The organism is Achromobacter colocynthidis, assembly GCF_057334535.1.
In genome coordinates this window covers 428,705-442,936 of sequence record NZ_JBHFIZ010000024.1, presented here as the reverse complement: position 1 = coordinate 442,936, position 14,232 = coordinate 428,705, and the positions used below count along the sequence as shown (strand labels likewise).

Sequence of the window (14,232 nt, the reverse complement as noted above, 5' to 3'; positions counted from 1 at the left end):
CCCCCCGCCACGCCGCCGACACGCGCGCGAAATGCAGCAGGCCCCGATGTGGCACCAGCACACCCTTGGGCGCGCCGGTGGTGCCGGACGTGTAGATGACGGTCGCCACTTCCGTGGCCAGCGCACCGGTTTCCGCAAGGGTGGGGGTGGCGGCGCGCGCGGCCTGCACGCCCGGCCCCCAGACGGCGGGGTCCGCATCCACCGCGCCGGCAGCAGAGGCGTGGTCGGCCGCCGCGCCCGATACGCCCGTGGTGTAGAGCAGCAGTTCGGGTTGGGCGTGTTGGCGGATGTTGTCGACTTCGCGCGCCGACAGCCGCGCATTTACGCCGACCGGCCACGCGCCCACCACACCGCATCCGAACAGCGCCGCGATCATCGCCGTGCAGTTTTCCCCCACCATCAGCACGCGTTGGCCCGGCTGTACGCCTTGATCACGCAGCCATTCGGCCACGGCCTGCACGCGCTGCCACAGTTGCGCGTAGGTCAGGGTGCCGCCGCCTTCTTCGTAAAGCACAACAGCGTCGGGTTGCTGGCGCGCTTGCCGCGCCAGCAGTTCATGGATGCGGGTGAGGGGTTCTGCGTGAGACATCGATAGTGCCGTAAGGGTCAACGTGTAAATCAGAGCGTGGCCTGGGTACCCAGGATGGCGGTCGATTGGCTGGACAGCGTGCCGCCGTTGCCGTGCACCAGCGCCAGTTGCGCGTCGGTAACCTGGCGCGCGCCGCATTCCCCGCGCAATTGGCGCACGGCTTCAATCATGATGAAGACGCCATACATGCCGGGATGCACGCAGCACAGCCCGCCACCGTTGGTGTTGACGGGCAGCCTGCCGCCCGGTGCGATGGCGCCGTCCGCGATGAAGTCCTTGGATTCCCCCTTGGCGCAAAAGCCCAGGTCTTCCAGGAACAGCAAGGTGTTGATGGTGAAGGCGTCGTAGAGTTCGACCACGTCGATGTCACGCGGTGACACGCCCGCCATTTCAAAAGCGTGCTTGCCCGATTGCGCGGCGGCGGTGACGGTCAGGTCGTGCATGGACGAGATCTGTCGGTTCCATACGGCGGTGGCGTTGCCCAGCACGTAGACAGGCGGGCGCGGCAGGTCGCGTGCGCGGTCGGCGCGCACCAGTACAAAGGCGCCCGCGCCGTCGGTAACAAGGCAGCAATCGCGCACGCTCAAGGGATCGGACACCATGCGCGCTGACAGAATCTGGTCCAGCGTGGTGGGTTCGCGCAGTTGCGCCTCGGGGTTCAATTGCGCCCATTGGTTGGCCGCCAACGCCACCTGCGCCAGATGCTCGCGGCGCGTGCCGTACTGGTGCATGTGGCGGGCGGCGGCCAGCGCATAGGACGACAGCGGGCTTAGCGGGTCGTAAGGCGTTTCATAAGGCTGCGGGTCGAACTGCTTGCGCACGCGGCCCACTTCGGCGCGGCTCAGCGTGGACGTGCGCTGCGTGCTGCCATAGCAGACCAGCACGGCATTGCACTGGCCCGACGCCAGCGCGTGCATGGCCGGCAACAGGTGCGCCACGAAGCTGGAACCGCCCAGCATGGTGCTGTCGATGAAGGTGGGGCGGATGCCCAGGTGTTCGATCACCGGCATGGCCCACATCGGCGCGGCGACGCTGGCGGTGCAGATGCCGTCGATGTCGCGCAGGGTCAGGCCGGCGTCGGCCACGGCGCGCTGCGCCGCCTGCACCAGGATTTCCATTTCGGTAAAGCCGTTGGCTTGCCCCAGGCCCGCATGGCCCACGCCGGCAACGGCGACGGCGCCGCGCAAATCGTTAAGCGTCATGCCGCCTCCTGATAGGGGTCAAAGACCACAAGGCCGTGGCCGTCTTGTTGAATGACACGGGCGCGCACGGCCATGCCGATACGCACGTCGGCGGGGGCGACGCCTTCCACGCGGCTCATCAGCCGCACGCCTTCTTGCAGGTCGATCAGCGCCACGTTGTAGTCGCCGCCGGCCTCGGGCTTGCGGCGCACGACGGTGGTGGAATAAACCGTGCCGCGTCCGTCGGCCGGTGCAAAAGCCAGTTTGTCGGCGCCGCAGTGCGGGCAGACCATGCGCGGATAGAACACCGCGCGGTCGCAGCCGCCACAGTGCTGAATAAGAAAACGGCCCTGGTCGAGCGCCTGGCGGTACTGCGCCTCGACGCCCTGCGACACGCTTTCCTTGGGATCGGAAACAGTCATGGTGCGATGGGATTCCAGTGGATGACGGCTGCTAGTGTCGGCACTGCGGCAGCGTTCTGCCATTCTTCATTGCTGAAGCAGGCCTTTTGCGAAGCGATAGTGGGCGCCGCCTGCGCCGCCCTACATCCAGCGCGAAGCCGGTCTTCGGAAGAGGCAGATTGTCCGGCCGCGCACGCCATGGCTAGATACCGGGCAAAGGAGGTAGACCATGAACCTGACCTGGACGCCGCAAGAGCGCCAATTCCGTGACGAGGTGCGCGCGTTCGCCGCCACCCAGTTGCCCGCCGACATCCGAGACAAGGTGTTGCGTCATCAGCGCCTGGAGCGCGACGATTACGTGCGATGGCACAACATCCTGGCGGACCACGGCTGGGGCGCGCCCAACTGGCCCGTCGAGCATGGCGGCACGGGATGGAACGCCTTGCAGCGCCTGATCTTCGAAGTGGAATGCTTCAAGGCAGGCGCTCCGCGCCTGTTGCCATTCGGCTTGTCGATGATCGGCCCGGTGCTGATGAAGTACGGCAGCGCGGAACAACAGGCGCGTCTGTTGCCGCGCATTCCGCGCGTGCAGGACTGGTGGTGCCAGGGCTATTCCGAACCAGGTTCGGGTTCGGACCTGGCATCGCTGAAAACGCGCGCCGTGCGCGACGGCGATGACTACGTCGTCAATGGCCAAAAGACCTGGACCACCTTGGCGCAGTACGCCGACTGGATGTTCTGCCTGGCCCGCACTGACCCCGACGCCCCCGCGCCGCGCGGCATTTCGATGCTGCTGCTGGACATGCGCGCGCCGGGTGTGACCGTGCGCCCCATCCGCACGCTGGACGGCGGCCACGACGTCAACGAAGTGTGGCTGGAAAACGTGCGCGTGCCGGTGGCCAATCTGGTGGGCGAAGAGAACCAGGGCTGGACCTACGCCAAATACCTGCTGGGCCACGAGCGCACCGGAATCGCCGGCCTGGGCCATTGCCATCGCGAACTGGGCATCCTGAAACAGATGGCGGCCCAAGCGCAATCACGCGGCAAGCCGCTCTTGGCCGACAGCCGTTTCCGCGACCGCATTTCGCGCATTGAAGTCGACATCATGGCGCTGGAAATGCTGTTGCTGCGAGTGGCCTCCAGCAACGACGGCACGCCGGGCCCCGAGGCTTCGGTGCTGAAGATACGCGGGTCTGAAATCCAGCAGGACCTGGCGATGCTGCAAATGGAAGTGGCGGGGCCGGACGCCTGGCCTTACGACCCCGACTGGCTGCTGGCCGACCACGATACCCACGGACCCGGCCCCGAGATGGCCGCCGCCGCCGGCGCGGGCTATGCCGATATGCGCAAGACCTCCATCTACGGCGGCACCACCGAAGTGCAGAAGGGCATCATCGCCCGCCTGGTGCTGGGCCTGTAGGCCCCGCGCAACCCGACAGGAAGACACGCATGGATTTCCTCTATACCGAAGAACAGCGCATGCTGGCCGACAGCCTGCGCCGCCTGGTGGACCAGGCATGGACAACCCCCAAACGCCGCGCGCGTCAGGCGACGGGCACGCTGGACGCCCGCGCCTGGGGCGCACTGGCCGAACTGGGCGTGCTGGGCCTGAATATCTCGCAAGACTTCGGCGGCTTCGGCGAAGTGCCCGCCAGCCTGCTGCCCGTGCACGTGGAACTGGGTCGTGGGCTGGTCTCCGAACCCGTCATTCCCAGCGCGGTCATGGGCGCGGCGCTGCTGGATGCTTGCGGTGACGCCGCGCGCGGTCGCTGGTTGCCGGCCATTGCCTCGGGCGAAACGATTGTCAGCGTGGCCTATCAGGAACCCGGCCGCCGCTATGACACCCGGCCGCAAGATTGCCGCGCTGCCAACACCGCCCAGGGCTGGCGGCTGGACGGCGCCAAGCATCTGGTGTGGCACGGCGCGGCGGCAAGCACATGGTTGGTGAGCGCGTTAGGGGCGGATGGCCAGACGGTGCTGCTGGCGGTGCCTGCGGATGCCTCGGATGTGCGGGTCACCGACACGCCCACGCTGGACGGCGCCCGCTGCGCCCGGCTGGATTTCAACGCGGTGGAGCTACCCGCCGACGCCTTGCTGGCGGAAGGCCCGCAGGCCGACGAGGCCTTGGCCCAGGCCTTGCAGTGGGGCACGGCGGCGCTGTGCGCGCACGCGGCCGGCGCCATCGACCGCCTGCTGGAAATCACCGTCGACTACCTGAAGACCCGCAAGCAGTTCGGCCAGCCGCTGGCGTCGTTCCAGGCCTTGCAGCACCGCCTAGCCGAGATGCTGGTGGCCAAGGAACTGGCCTTGTCGATGGCCTACGTGGCCGTGGCCGCCCTGACCGAACCCGATGCCGTGCAACGCCGCCGCATGATTGCGTCGGCCAAGCTGGAGGCCGCGCGCGCCGGACGCCAGGTGGCGCAGATGGCGGTGCAATTGCACGGCGGCATGGGCATGACCGACGAACTGGACGTGGGCGATTACTTCAAGCGCTTGACCATGGTGGATCAGTTGCTGGGCGACACGGCCGAACAACTGGCGGTGCTGGAGGAATTGGCGATTCTTGAGGAGCAGGCATGAGCGCGACGCACAACGCCATGGGCGAAGATTTCACGCAGATTCAGTTCACGCTGTCGGACGGCGTGGGCGTGATTACGCTGAACCGGCCAGACAGGCTCAATAGTTTCACCGAGGTCATGCACGCCGAACTGGCGCGCGCGCTGGACGTTATGGAGACGCACGCGGGCTTGCGCGGCCTGGTCATCACCGGCGCCGGCCGGGGCTTTTGCGCGGGGCAGGACTTAAGCGAGCGCAAGCCCGCCGAAGACGGCGCGCGGCGCGACCTCAGCCAGATGCTTGAGAAGTGCTATCGGCCCTTGATCACCCGCTTGCGCGCGCTGCCGGTGCCGGTGGTGTGCGTGATGAACGGCGTGGCGGCGGGCGCCGGGGCCAGCCTGGTATTGGCGTGCGACGTAGTGTTCGCCGTGCAATCGGCGCGTTTCGTGCAGGCCTTCAGCAAGATCGGCTTGTTGCCCGATGCGGGCGGCACGTGGTTCTTGCCACGCCTGGTGGGCTCGGCCCGGGCCATGGGCGCGGCTTTGTTCGGCGAGTCAGTCAGCGCGACCCAGGCGGAAGCGTGGGGGCTGATCTGGCGCGTGGTGCCGGACGAGGCACTGGCATCCACCTTGTCGGACATCACGGCCACCTTGGCCACGGGGCCCACGCGCGCGTATGCAGCCACCAAGGCCGCGCTGCATGCGTCCAGCGGCAATACGCTGGCACAGCAGTTCGACCTGGAATGCCAGTTGCAGCGCGAGCTGGGCTACACCGACGACTACCTGGAAGGCATGCGCGCCTTCGCGGAAAAGCGGCCGCCTGCGTTTACCGGAACCTGAGGGCCGAGCTTGACTGCGGCTGCCCGGCGCTTCGCGCGCCTAAGGCTTGCGCGGCGTCTGGATCTGTTCGATCAAGTCGCGCGCGCAGCCGGGCAGGGCATCGATGTCGCGCACCAGCAGCTTGCGTTCGCGCACCACCCAGGGTTCATCAAGCTCTACCACGCGCAACTTGGTGTCGGCGCCATAGCGGCGGGCGGCGGAATCGGGAATCACGCCGATGCCCACGCCGGCCTGCACCATGCGGCAGATGGAATCGAAGCTATACAACTGGATGCGCTGCGGCAAGCGTTGGCCGCCGCGCTCTAACTGGTCGCGTAAAAAAGCCACCAGCGTGGAGCCTTCGTGCATGGTGATGAACGGATAGCGCACGGCATCCACCAGCTTGACCTTGTCCTGGTCTTGCAGCGGATGGCCGTTGGGCACCACCAGCACCAGCCGGTCGGTGCTGAAGTGGATGGCTTGCAACTCGGGGGCGTCCACCGGGCCGGCGACGATGCCCAGGTCGGTGGTGCCGTCCAGCACGCCGCGCACGATGTCGCGCGTCAGGCGTTCTTGCAGGTCGACCGTAACGCCCGGATGCACCGACAGGAACTGCGCCAGGATATCCGGCATGAATTCGGTGACGGCCGTGGTGTTGGCGAAGATGCGGATATGCCCGGCGTCGCCATCGGATTGTTCCTGGAAGTCATGCTTCAGGTGGTCGACCTGCCGCATGATGACGCGGGCGTGCTGTAGCAGCTTCTGGCCGGCGGGCGTGATTTCCACGCCCCGGCTGTCGCGGTACAGCAAGCGGGAATTGAGCTGGTTCTCAAGTGCCTTGATCCGCACGCTGACGGCGGCCAGGGACAGATGCGCGCGTTTCGCAGCCTGGGTCAGGCTGGGAGATTCGGCGATGTGGATGAACAGGCGTAGGTCGGCTAGGTCGAAGTGCATGCGGCATAGTTTACGGCGCGCCGCGTCGGGGCTGGGCCTGGCTTGTCGATTCAGGCGCCGCAAACCCCGCCTTGAGGAAAAACGAATTCACAACGGGGACGGCTTGCGGGCATGCTTGATGCCTGAGTAAACCCCCATAAATAAACCCACCAAAGGATATAGGCATGACTTCTACGGATCCGGCAGCCTGGATCGGCAGCGGCGAACGCAAGCCGGACGCCATGGACCCCGGCCACGCCGCGCGCATCGCCGCCACCCTGGGCGGCGTCGCGCCGGCCCAGGGCGAAGCCTTGCCGCCCTTGTGGCAGTGGGCGTTTTTCATCAGCACGGTGGGCATGGATGGCTTGGGGACAGATGGCCACCCCTCGCGCGGCGGCTTCCTGCCGCCCGCGCAGGACCGCAACCGCATGTGGGCGGGCGGCCGGGTGGAATTCCGCCAGCCCTTGAAAGTGGGCGTACCGGCCGAGCGCGTGTCCACGGTGATCAAGGTGGAAGAGAAAGCGGGCCGCACCGGCGCCTTGCTGTTCGTGACCGTGCGCCATGAATATCACCAGGCGGGTGAAATCGTCATCCAGGAAGAGCAGGACATCGTCTACCGCCAGCCGTCGCCGCCCAAGCTCGCGGGCAGCGAGCCCGCGCCCGAAGCCCAATGGCGCGACACCGTCAACCCCACGTCCGTGCTGCTGTTCCGCTATTCGGCCGTGACGTTCAACGGCCATCGCATTCATTACGACCACCCCTATGTGACGGAAGTCGAAGGCTATCCAGGTCTGGTCGTGCACGGCCCGCTGATCGCCACGGAAATGGTGGCGGCGTTCACTCGCGCCCATCCGAAGGCACGCCCCACGCACCTGAGCTACCGCGGCCTGCGTCCGCTGATTTCGCCCACCCCCTTCCAGGTGGCCGGCCGCTTGACCGAGCCGGGCGTCGCCCAGTTGTGGGCCGAGCAGGACGGCACGCTGGCCCACCAAGCCGAACTGAGGTTTACCGAATGAGCACACCGGCATCCCGCCCCTTGGACGGCATTACCGTCGTCAGCCTGGAACACGCCATCGCCGCGCCGTTTTGCACCCGCCAACTGGCGGACATGGGTGCGCGCGTCATCAAGATCGAACGCCCTGGCAGTGGCGATTTCGCGCGTGGCTATGACGAGCGCGTGCGCGGCCTGTCGTCGCACTTCGTCTGGACCAACCGGTCCAAGGAAAGCCTGACGTTGGACCTGAAACGCGAAGAGGCCGGCGACGTCATGCAACGCCTGCTGGAGTCGGCCGACGTGCTGGTGCAAAACCTGGCGCCAGGCGCGGCGGCGCGCCTGGGCCTGTCGTTCGACACCTTGCATGAACGGTTCCCGCGCCTGATCGTCTGCGACATTTCGGGTTACGGCGAAGGCGGCCCGTATCAGGACAAGAAGGCGTATGACCTGCTGATCCAGAGCGAAAGCGGCTTTCTGTCGGTGACTGGCACGCAGGACGACCCGGTCAAGGCCGGGTGTTCCATCGCCGACATCGCGGCGGGCATGTATGCGTATTCGGCCATCCTGAACGCCTTGCTGCTGCGCCAGAAAACCGGCCTGGGCAGCCGCCTGGACGTGTCCATGCTGGAGAGCATGGTCGAGTGGATGGGCTTTCCCATGTACTACGCCTTCGAAGGCGCCAAGCCGCCCGTGCGCGCGGGCGCGGCGCATGCGTCCATCTACCCCTATGGCCCGTTCCCGGTGGGTGATGGGTCGACCATCATGCTGGGCCTGCAGAACGAACGTGAATGGCGGGTGTTCTGCGCGCAGGTGCTGCGCCAGGCCACGCTGGCCGAAGACGCGCGCTTTATCTCGAATTCGCAGCGCACCGCCAACCGCGACGCCCTGCGCGATTTGATCGTGGCGGCGTTTGCGGACCTGTCGATCGAACAGGTGACGCAGCGGCTGGAAGACGCGCAGATCGCCAACGCCCGCGTCAACGACATGGCGGGCGTGTGGGCGCACCCGCAATTGCAGGCGCGCGCGCGCTGGAGCCAGGTCGACAGCCCGGCCGGCATGCTGCCCGCCTTGCTGCCGCCCGCCAGCAGCAACGCCTTCGCGCCGCGCATGGCGGCGGTGCCCGGCGTGGGCCAAAACACGGATGCGGTGCTAGCATCGTTGGGATACGCGCCGGATCAGGTGGCGCAATTCCATGCATCGGAGGTCGTGTGACGCATTCCGTCGTTCGTAGCGCCCTGTTCGTGCCGGCGTCCCGCGCCGAGCGCATCCCCAAAGCGCTGGCCGCGGGGGCTGACACCGTTATCGTGGACTTGGAAGACGCGGTCGAGCATCTGGCCAAGGCGTCCGCCCGCGAGGCACTGTGCGACTTCCTGGGGACGCATCGCGACGTCCGCTTGTGGGTGCGCATCAACGATGCCTCCACGTCGTGGCATGACGATGACTTGAAAGCCTGCCGTGGTCGGCCCAACATTGCCGGCATCCTGCTGCCCAAGGCCGAAACGCTGGCGCAGGTGCGGCATGTGGCGCAGACCGGGCTGCCGGTCATTCCCCTGATCGAAACCGCGCGCGGGATGTTGAACGCCGGCGAAGTCGCGGCCACACCCGGGGTGGCGCGGTTGGCGTTCGGCAGCCTGGACTACGCGCTGGACATGGGCCTGACGCCCGACACGCCCGGCGCCGAGACGGTGCTGGACCATGCGCGGGTGCAGGTATTGCTGCATACCCGTTCGGCGGGTCTTGCGCCCGCGTTGGACGGTGTGTTTCCCGGCGTGCAGGACACGGCCGGCCTGAATCAGGCGGCCAGTCGCGCGCAGCAGATGGGATTCGGCGGCATGTTGTGCATCCACCCGGCGCAAGTGCCGGTCATTCACGCCGCCTTCGTGCCGGCGCGCGAAGAGCTCGACTGGGCGCGCCGCGTTATCGCCGCGCATCGGGATACGTCGGCAGGCACCTTCATGCTGGACGGCAAGATGGTCGATGCCCCCGTCATCGCGCGCGCGCGCCTGGTGCTCGCGCAAGCGGGCGAGCAGGCGCCCACATGAGCGACGCGCTCTTCATCGGGCACACCTATATCGACGTGACCGTGCTGGCGGATCAATGGCCAACCGGTGATGAAAAAAGCGTGGCGCGGGACTACGCCGTGTCCTTCGGCGGCAACGCCGTCACGGCGGCATTCGCCTGCGGTCGGCTGGGCACGCCGCCCGATCTGATCTGTTCGCTGGCGCCCGACTGGCTGGGTCATATGTACACCGACATGGCGGCGGCGCACGGCATCACGCTGCATGCGCGGCATGTGCGCCGTTCGTCGCTGTCGTTCATCATGCCCAACCACGGCAAGCGCGCCATCGTGCGGGCGCGGGACGTTGAATACCTGAATGAGTTTCCGAAGCTGGATATCAGCGGCTATCGCGCGCTGCATCTGGACGGCCATCAGCCCGACGCCGCGCTGCATTACGCGCGCGCGTGCCGGCAGGCGGGCGTGCTGACGTCGCTGGACGGCGGCGGCATGCGCGAGAACACCGACGAGCTGCTGCGGTTTATCGACGTGGCGGTCTGCGCGGAGCGCATGTGCGAACAATTGGGTTTAAGCCCGGAAGGCTTGCTGGACCTGCTGAAAGCCCGAGGCTGCCGCATCGGCGCCGTCACGATGGGCGAGCACGGCATGCTTTGGTACGACGAGACGGGGCGGGTGGATACCCTGCCGTCGCTGAACGTGCCGGGCGATCGCATTGTGGATACGTCAGGGGCGGGTGACGTGTTCCATGGGGCTTATGTGTGGTCGTATTTGAACCGGCCTGAATTGCCCTGGCTTGAACATTTCACCTTCGCACGCGCGGCGTCGGCGCACAAGATCCAGTATCTGGGGAACGAGGCGGGGTTGCCGCGGGTTGAGGATGTGGAACGCGCGATGATGGGGTTTGCGGCGAAGGGCTGATTGTTTGGGGGCGTAGGGCGGGGCGGTGGGATGGGTTGCGCGATGGGGCTCGGCCGATGGGTTCCGCGCGATGGACGGTGGTTTTCGCGTGACGGTCATGCCGCGCTTCACCCATCCTACGGTGTGGTGCTGTTCGTTGGCGATCCGGCGATCCGGCGGTACTTGGGGGGGGGCGGCGGATGGGCGTGGCAGATGGGTTGCGCGCGATGGGGGCTTGGGTATTTTTGACCCGGTTCTCGCGCTTCACCCATCCTACGGTGCGTGTTGGCGCCCTGTCCTTCGTAGGATGGGTGAAGCGCGGGTTGGCCGTTGTGCGAAAACCAGCTTTCCACGCGCGTAACCCATCAGGCGGGCATCTGCTCCATCAGGCGGGCATCTGCTCAATCGCCTGATCCCGAATTTCATCAATCCATGCCGAAATCGGCCGGCCAAGCACCATCATGTCCGGCGCCAGATCCCGCAGCGGCACCAGCACGAACGCGCGTTGATGCATCCGAGGGTGCGGCAGCGTCAACCGTTCGTGATTCAACACCGCGTCCCCATGCATCAACAGGTCCAGGTCCAGCGTGCGAGGCGCGTTCCTATACGGACGCTGCCGCCCATGCAGATTCTCCAGCGCCTGTAGCGTATCCAGCAACGCCAAGGGCGGAAGATCCGTATCCAGCGCCGCGACGGCATTCACGAAATCGGGGCCGGTGGCCTCGACCGGGGCGCTGCGGTAGAACGGCGATGCCGTCACCGCCTTGATGCCGTCCGAGGCTTGCAGCTCGGCCAGCACGCCGCGCAAGGTGGCGGCGCTGTCGCCCAGATTGGCGCCCAGGCCGATATAGGCGCGGACCAAGCGGGGCGACACGGGCTTACTCGGGGGTGGACGGGCCGCGCGACGGCGAACGGCGCGGGCGCCGACGCTTGCGCGTGGACGACGACGAGGCCGGGCCGCTGGGGCCGCCGTCGCCGGCTTCGCGCGGCAGGCGCGAGACTTCTTCGATCATGTCGGCGCGAGTGACGTCGTCGGCATTGGCCAGGTCCATCCACCACTGCGCCAACACGCTGTCGAACTCGCCGGCGGCGGCGCGCAACTGCAGGAAATCGCAGGCGGCGCGAAAGCGCGGTTGTTCGATCATGCGGAAAATGGTCTTGCCCATGCGGCGTTCAAAACGCGGCTGCATGAACCAGATTTCGCGCATGTCCGACGAGAAGCGGCGCTGGATGGCCAGCTTTTCGGTTTGCTCGTCCAGCACCGAATCCGCGGCTTGCGACAGCGCCGGAATGGTGTGCTCGCCTTGCGCGCGCAACTGCTTCCAGCGCACGTCCACCTGCTGCCACAGCAGCGCGGCAAACAGGAAGCTGGGGCTGATCGTCTTGCCGGCGCGCACGCGCGCGTCGGTGCGTTCCAGCGCCAGTTCCACGAAGTGCTCGCCACCGGGCTGTTCCAGCACCACGTCCAGCAAGGGCAGCAGGCCGTTGTGCAGGCCGTCGGCGCGCAACTGGCGCAGGCAGTCCATGGCGTGGCCGCAAGTCAAGAGCTTGAGCATTTCGTCGAACAGGCGCGAGGCCGGCACGTTTTCGATGAGCTCGGCCATGGTGCTGATCGGCTGGCGCGTGGCCGGGTCGATCGTGCCGTTGAGCTTGGCGGCGAAACGCACGGCGCGCAGCATGCGCACCGGGTCTTCGCGGTAACGCTTGACCGGATCGCCAATGATGCGGACCTGGCGCTTTTTCAGGTCGGCCACGCCATTGTGGTAGTCGATGACTTCCTCGTTGTGCGGGTCGTAGTACAGCGCGTTCATGGTGAAGTCGCGGCGCTTGGCGTCTTCTTCCTGCGAGCCGAATACGTTGTCGCGCAGGATGCGGCCGTGCTCATCGGTTTCCTGGTCTTCGGACGCCGGGGCGCGGAAGGTGGACGTTTCGATGATTTCCTGGCCGAAGACCACGTGCACCAACTGGAAGCGGCGGCCAATGATGCGGGCGCGGCGAAACAGCGGGCGGATCTGTTCGGGCGTGGCGTTGGTGGCCACGTCGAAATCCTTGGGCTCAAGCCCCACGATCAGGTCGCGCACCGCGCCGCCCACGATATAGCCTTCATAGCCGTGCTGGCGCAAGACTTCGCAGACCTTGATGGCGTGGCGAGAAACGTTACGGCGGTCAATGCCGTGCTTGTCGCGCCCAATGCGCAACGGCCCCCGAGGTGCCGGCGCGAACAAGCGGCCGACGAATTTTTTTATGGTTTCAGTGATCATTTATGACTTCGAGTCTTCCATGTGGTCGAACAAGTCGATCACTTGCCAGCCACGGTCCTGCGCGATGGTGCGCAGGGTTGGGCTGGGGTTGGCGGCGATCGGACGGGTCACCTTTTCGAGCAGGGGTACATCATTGACCGAATCGCTATAGAAAAACGATTCGGGGAAATCCGCAAGCCCAAATCCCATATTGGCCAGCCAATCGTTCACGCGCACCACCTTGCCTTCCTTGAAGCTGGGCGTGCCCAGGATGCGGCCGGTGTAGCGGCCGCGCAGGTATTCGGCGTCGGTGGCCACCAGGTGCGGCACGCCGAAGGCGCGCGCGATGGGAGCGGTAACGAAGCTGTTGGTGGCCGTGACGATGGCGCACAGGTCGCCGGCGTCCAGGTGCGCTTGAACCAGCGCGCGCGCGTCGGCGGTGATGGACGGGCGGATGACTTCGCGCATGAATTCCTCATGCCAGTCGGCCAGGTCGAACGGCGAATGTGCCGCCAACAGGCCCAGCATGAACTCGGCGGCCTGTTCGGCGGTGAGTTCGCCGCGGTTGTAGCGGTCCATCAGGTCGTCGTTCTGGCGGCGGGCTTCGTCGGGATCGCCCGCGCGGCCTGTGCGGGCCAGATAGTCGGCCCATTGATAGTCGCTATCCAGCGGCAACAGGGTGTGGTCCAGGTCGAACAGGGCGAGACGTCGGGATGTCATGTGCGTTGCGAATCAGGATCTGCGAGCATGGCGCGCAGCAATGGCAGGGTGATGGGACGGCCGGTGGCCAGGGAATAGCGGTCAAGCGCGTCGATCAATGCGGCCAGCTTGCGGATGTCGCGCTCGTGGTGGATCAGCATCCAGTTGATGATTTCAGGCGCCAGGTGCATGCCGCGTTCGGCGGCCTGCGCGGACAGGGCGGCCAGCTTGTCGGCGTCGGACAGCGGATCCAGGCGGAACACCAGGTCCCAGCCCAGGCGCGTGCGCAGGTCTTCACGCAGCGGCATCGACAGCGGGGCGCGGTCGCCCGCCAGCGCCAGCGCAAAGGCGCGGCCCGTGGCGGCGGATTCACGCCAGCGGTTGTACAGCGCAAACAGGGCGGCTTGGCGGCTGTCGTCCATGCGGTGCACGTCGTCAACGGCCACGAACTTCGGCATGGGCGATTTGGAATCGGCTTCGGCCAGGCGGCGCAGCATGGTTTCGCCCTTGGCGGGGTCGATGAAGACGGCGTCCGGGCGCGCGGTCAGCGCACGCAGCAGGTGGGTGCGGCCGCAGCCCGCGGCGCCCCAGATGTACAGCGCGCGGCCCGGATCGAGCGCGCGCACGGCTGCCAGCGCTTCCCCGTTGGGGCCGGCGATATAGTTGTTCAGCGATGGCGCTGGCGCGGGAAGAACGTCAAGCAACAGCTGGCGGTTCATGAGAGGTTATCAATCAGGCTTGTTCGGTACTTCCAAGGCCCTGCGCAGTATTGATTACGCGGGGCTCGCTGCGGCGCGATGGGCAGGCCGATGTTGCCGGAAAAGCCAAAAAACGGTGATGCACGGGGCCGATTCGGGTATTGCCCGCCAGAAACTGGCAAAATCCAACCCAGCCAACCCAACACTTT

The 14,232-nt window shown here is 66.5% G+C and carries 15 protein-coding genes; 7 read left to right on the top strand and 8 right to left on the bottom strand.

Annotated elements, in window-relative coordinates:
- The 3 genes from ACE04A_RS10670 to ACE04A_RS10660 form a co-directional block, all read right to left on the bottom strand.
- The coding region (locus tag ACE04A_RS10670) for an AMP-binding protein (RefSeq protein WP_485820100.1) at nt 1–589 on the bottom strand (589 nt) is incomplete at its 3' end.
- A 29-nt stretch (nt 590–618) separates the two neighbouring features.
- Entirely contained in the window at nt 619–1,791 is a 1,173-nt protein-coding gene (locus ACE04A_RS10665; RefSeq protein WP_279996494.1) for a thiolase family protein, read from the bottom strand.
- A complete protein-coding gene (locus ACE04A_RS10660) occupies nt 1,788–2,192 on the bottom strand; it encodes a Zn-ribbon domain-containing OB-fold protein (RefSeq protein WP_447988006.1) in 405 nt (134 codons plus the stop codon). The genes ACE04A_RS10665 and ACE04A_RS10660 overlap by 4 nt, the downstream gene beginning before the upstream one ends.
- 208 nt (nt 2,193–2,400) lie before the next feature.
- Here ACE04A_RS10660 and ACE04A_RS10655 point away from each other — a divergent pair, with 208 nt between their 5' ends.
- The 3 genes from ACE04A_RS10655 to paaG are packed head-to-tail and all read left to right on the top strand — an operon-like array spanning nt 2,401 to nt 5,566.
- A complete protein-coding gene (locus ACE04A_RS10655; RefSeq protein ID WP_485820099.1) occupies nt 2,401–3,591 on the top strand; it encodes an acyl-CoA dehydrogenase family protein in 1,191 nt (396 codons plus the stop codon).
- 29 nt (nt 3,592–3,620) lie between these two features.
- Nucleotides 3,621–4,751: an acyl-CoA dehydrogenase family protein gene (locus ACE04A_RS10650; RefSeq protein WP_448715863.1), complete on the top strand. Its 1,131-nt coding sequence runs from the start codon at nt 3,621–3,623 to the stop codon at nt 4,749–4,751.
- A complete protein-coding gene (gene paaG / locus ACE04A_RS10645) occupies nt 4,748–5,566 on the top strand; it encodes a 2-(1,2-epoxy-1,2-dihydrophenyl)acetyl-CoA isomerase PaaG (RefSeq protein WP_485820098.1) in 819 nt (272 codons plus the stop codon). The genes ACE04A_RS10650 and paaG overlap by 4 nt, the downstream gene beginning before the upstream one ends.
- 39 nt (nt 5,567–5,605) lie before the next feature.
- On the opposite strand, the gene ACE04A_RS10640 is transcribed toward paaG, so the two are convergent.
- Nucleotides 5,606–6,499, bottom strand: coding sequence for a LysR family transcriptional regulator (locus ACE04A_RS10640; RefSeq protein ID WP_100853013.1), 894 nt, complete (start codon nt 6,497–6,499; stop codon nt 5,606–5,608).
- Nucleotides 6,500–6,663: 164 nt separating this feature from the next.
- Between ACE04A_RS10640 and ACE04A_RS10635 the strand changes: the two genes are divergently transcribed.
- The 4 genes from ACE04A_RS10635 to ACE04A_RS10620 are packed head-to-tail and all read left to right on the top strand — an operon-like array spanning nt 6,664 to nt 10,407.
- On the top strand, nt 6,664–7,494 hold the full coding sequence (locus ACE04A_RS10635; RefSeq protein ID WP_448715865.1) for an HTD2 family dehydratase: 831 nt from the start codon (nt 6,664–6,666) through the stop codon (nt 7,492–7,494).
- Complete coding sequence (locus ACE04A_RS10630) at nt 7,491–8,684, top strand: CaiB/BaiF CoA transferase family protein (protein ID WP_438859287.1); 1,194 nt, start codon at nt 7,491–7,493, stop codon at nt 8,682–8,684. Before ACE04A_RS10635 ends, ACE04A_RS10630 begins: the two co-directional genes overlap by 4 nt.
- Nucleotides 8,681–9,514 carry an HpcH/HpaI aldolase/citrate lyase family protein gene (locus tag ACE04A_RS10625; protein ID WP_259252416.1) on the top strand — a complete coding sequence of 278 codons (834 nt, stop codon included), beginning with the start codon at nt 8,681–8,683 and terminating at the stop codon, nt 9,512–9,514. The genes ACE04A_RS10630 and ACE04A_RS10625 overlap by 4 nt, the downstream gene beginning before the upstream one ends.
- Complete coding sequence (locus ACE04A_RS10620) at nt 9,511–10,407, top strand: sugar kinase (RefSeq protein ID WP_448715867.1); 897 nt, start codon at nt 9,511–9,513, stop codon at nt 10,405–10,407. Before ACE04A_RS10625 ends, ACE04A_RS10620 begins: the two co-directional genes overlap by 4 nt.
- Before the next feature lie 364 nt (nt 10,408–10,771).
- Here ACE04A_RS10620 and ACE04A_RS10615 read toward each other — a convergent pair whose 3' ends face one another.
- The 4 genes from ACE04A_RS10615 to hda are packed head-to-tail and all read right to left on the bottom strand — an operon-like array spanning nt 10,772 to nt 14,044.
- The gene (locus tag ACE04A_RS10615; protein ID WP_438859179.1) at nt 10,772–11,260 is read right to left on the bottom strand and encodes a 2-amino-4-hydroxy-6-hydroxymethyldihydropteridine diphosphokinase; all 489 of its coding nucleotides are present in this window, start codon (nt 11,258–11,260) and stop codon (nt 10,772–10,774) included.
- 4 nt (nt 11,261–11,264) lie between these two features.
- Nucleotides 11,265–12,647 (bottom strand): polynucleotide adenylyltransferase PcnB, encoded by a 1,383-nt coding sequence (gene pcnB / locus ACE04A_RS10610; RefSeq protein WP_279996501.1) that lies wholly within the window; start codon nt 12,645–12,647, stop codon nt 11,265–11,267.
- On the bottom strand, nt 12,648–13,346 hold the full coding sequence (locus ACE04A_RS10605) for an HAD family hydrolase (protein WP_259252413.1): 699 nt from the start codon (nt 13,344–13,346) through the stop codon (nt 12,648–12,650).
- Nucleotides 13,343–14,044 (bottom strand): DnaA regulatory inactivator Hda, encoded by a 702-nt coding sequence (hda, locus tag ACE04A_RS10600; RefSeq protein WP_259252412.1) that lies wholly within the window; start codon nt 14,042–14,044, stop codon nt 13,343–13,345. The genes ACE04A_RS10605 and hda overlap by 4 nt, the downstream gene beginning before the upstream one ends.
- Nucleotides 14,045–14,232: the final 188 nt, after the last annotated feature.

What these genes read in the sequence shown, in the direction of transcription:
- ACE04A_RS10665 (WP_279996494.1), bottom strand. Translation starts at nt 1,791, where the DNA reads ATGACGCTTAACGATTTGCGCGGCGCCGTCGCCGTTGCCGGCGTGGGC.
- ACE04A_RS10660 (WP_447988006.1), bottom strand. Translation starts at nt 2,192, where the DNA reads ATGACTGTTTCCGATCCCAAGGAAAGCGTGTCGCAGGGCGTCGAGGCG.
- ACE04A_RS10655 (WP_485820099.1), top strand. Translation starts at nt 2,401, where the DNA reads ATGAACCTGACCTGGACGCCGCAAGAGCGCCAATTCCGTGACGAGGTG.
- ACE04A_RS10650 (WP_448715863.1), top strand. Translation starts at nt 3,621, where the DNA reads ATGGATTTCCTCTATACCGAAGAACAGCGCATGCTGGCCGACAGCCTG.
- paaG (WP_485820098.1), top strand. Translation starts at nt 4,748, where the DNA reads ATGAGCGCGACGCACAACGCCATGGGCGAAGATTTCACGCAGATTCAG.
- ACE04A_RS10640 (WP_100853013.1), bottom strand. Translation starts at nt 6,499, where the DNA reads ATGCACTTCGACCTAGCCGACCTACGCCTGTTCATCCACATCGCCGAA.
- ACE04A_RS10635 (WP_448715865.1), top strand. Translation starts at nt 6,664, where the DNA reads ATGACTTCTACGGATCCGGCAGCCTGGATCGGCAGCGGCGAACGCAAG.
- ACE04A_RS10630 (WP_438859287.1), top strand. Translation starts at nt 7,491, where the DNA reads ATGAGCACACCGGCATCCCGCCCCTTGGACGGCATTACCGTCGTCAGC.
- ACE04A_RS10620 (WP_448715867.1), top strand. Translation starts at nt 9,511, where the DNA reads ATGAGCGACGCGCTCTTCATCGGGCACACCTATATCGACGTGACCGTG.
- pcnB (WP_279996501.1), bottom strand. Translation starts at nt 12,647, where the DNA reads ATGATCACTGAAACCATAAAAAAATTCGTCGGCCGCTTGTTCGCGCCG.
- ACE04A_RS10605 (WP_259252413.1), bottom strand. Translation starts at nt 13,346, where the DNA reads ATGACATCCCGACGTCTCGCCCTGTTCGACCTGGACCACACCCTGTTG.
- hda (WP_259252412.1), bottom strand. Translation starts at nt 14,044, where the DNA reads ATGAACCGCCAGCTGTTGCTTGACGTTCTTCCCGCGCCAGCGCCATCG.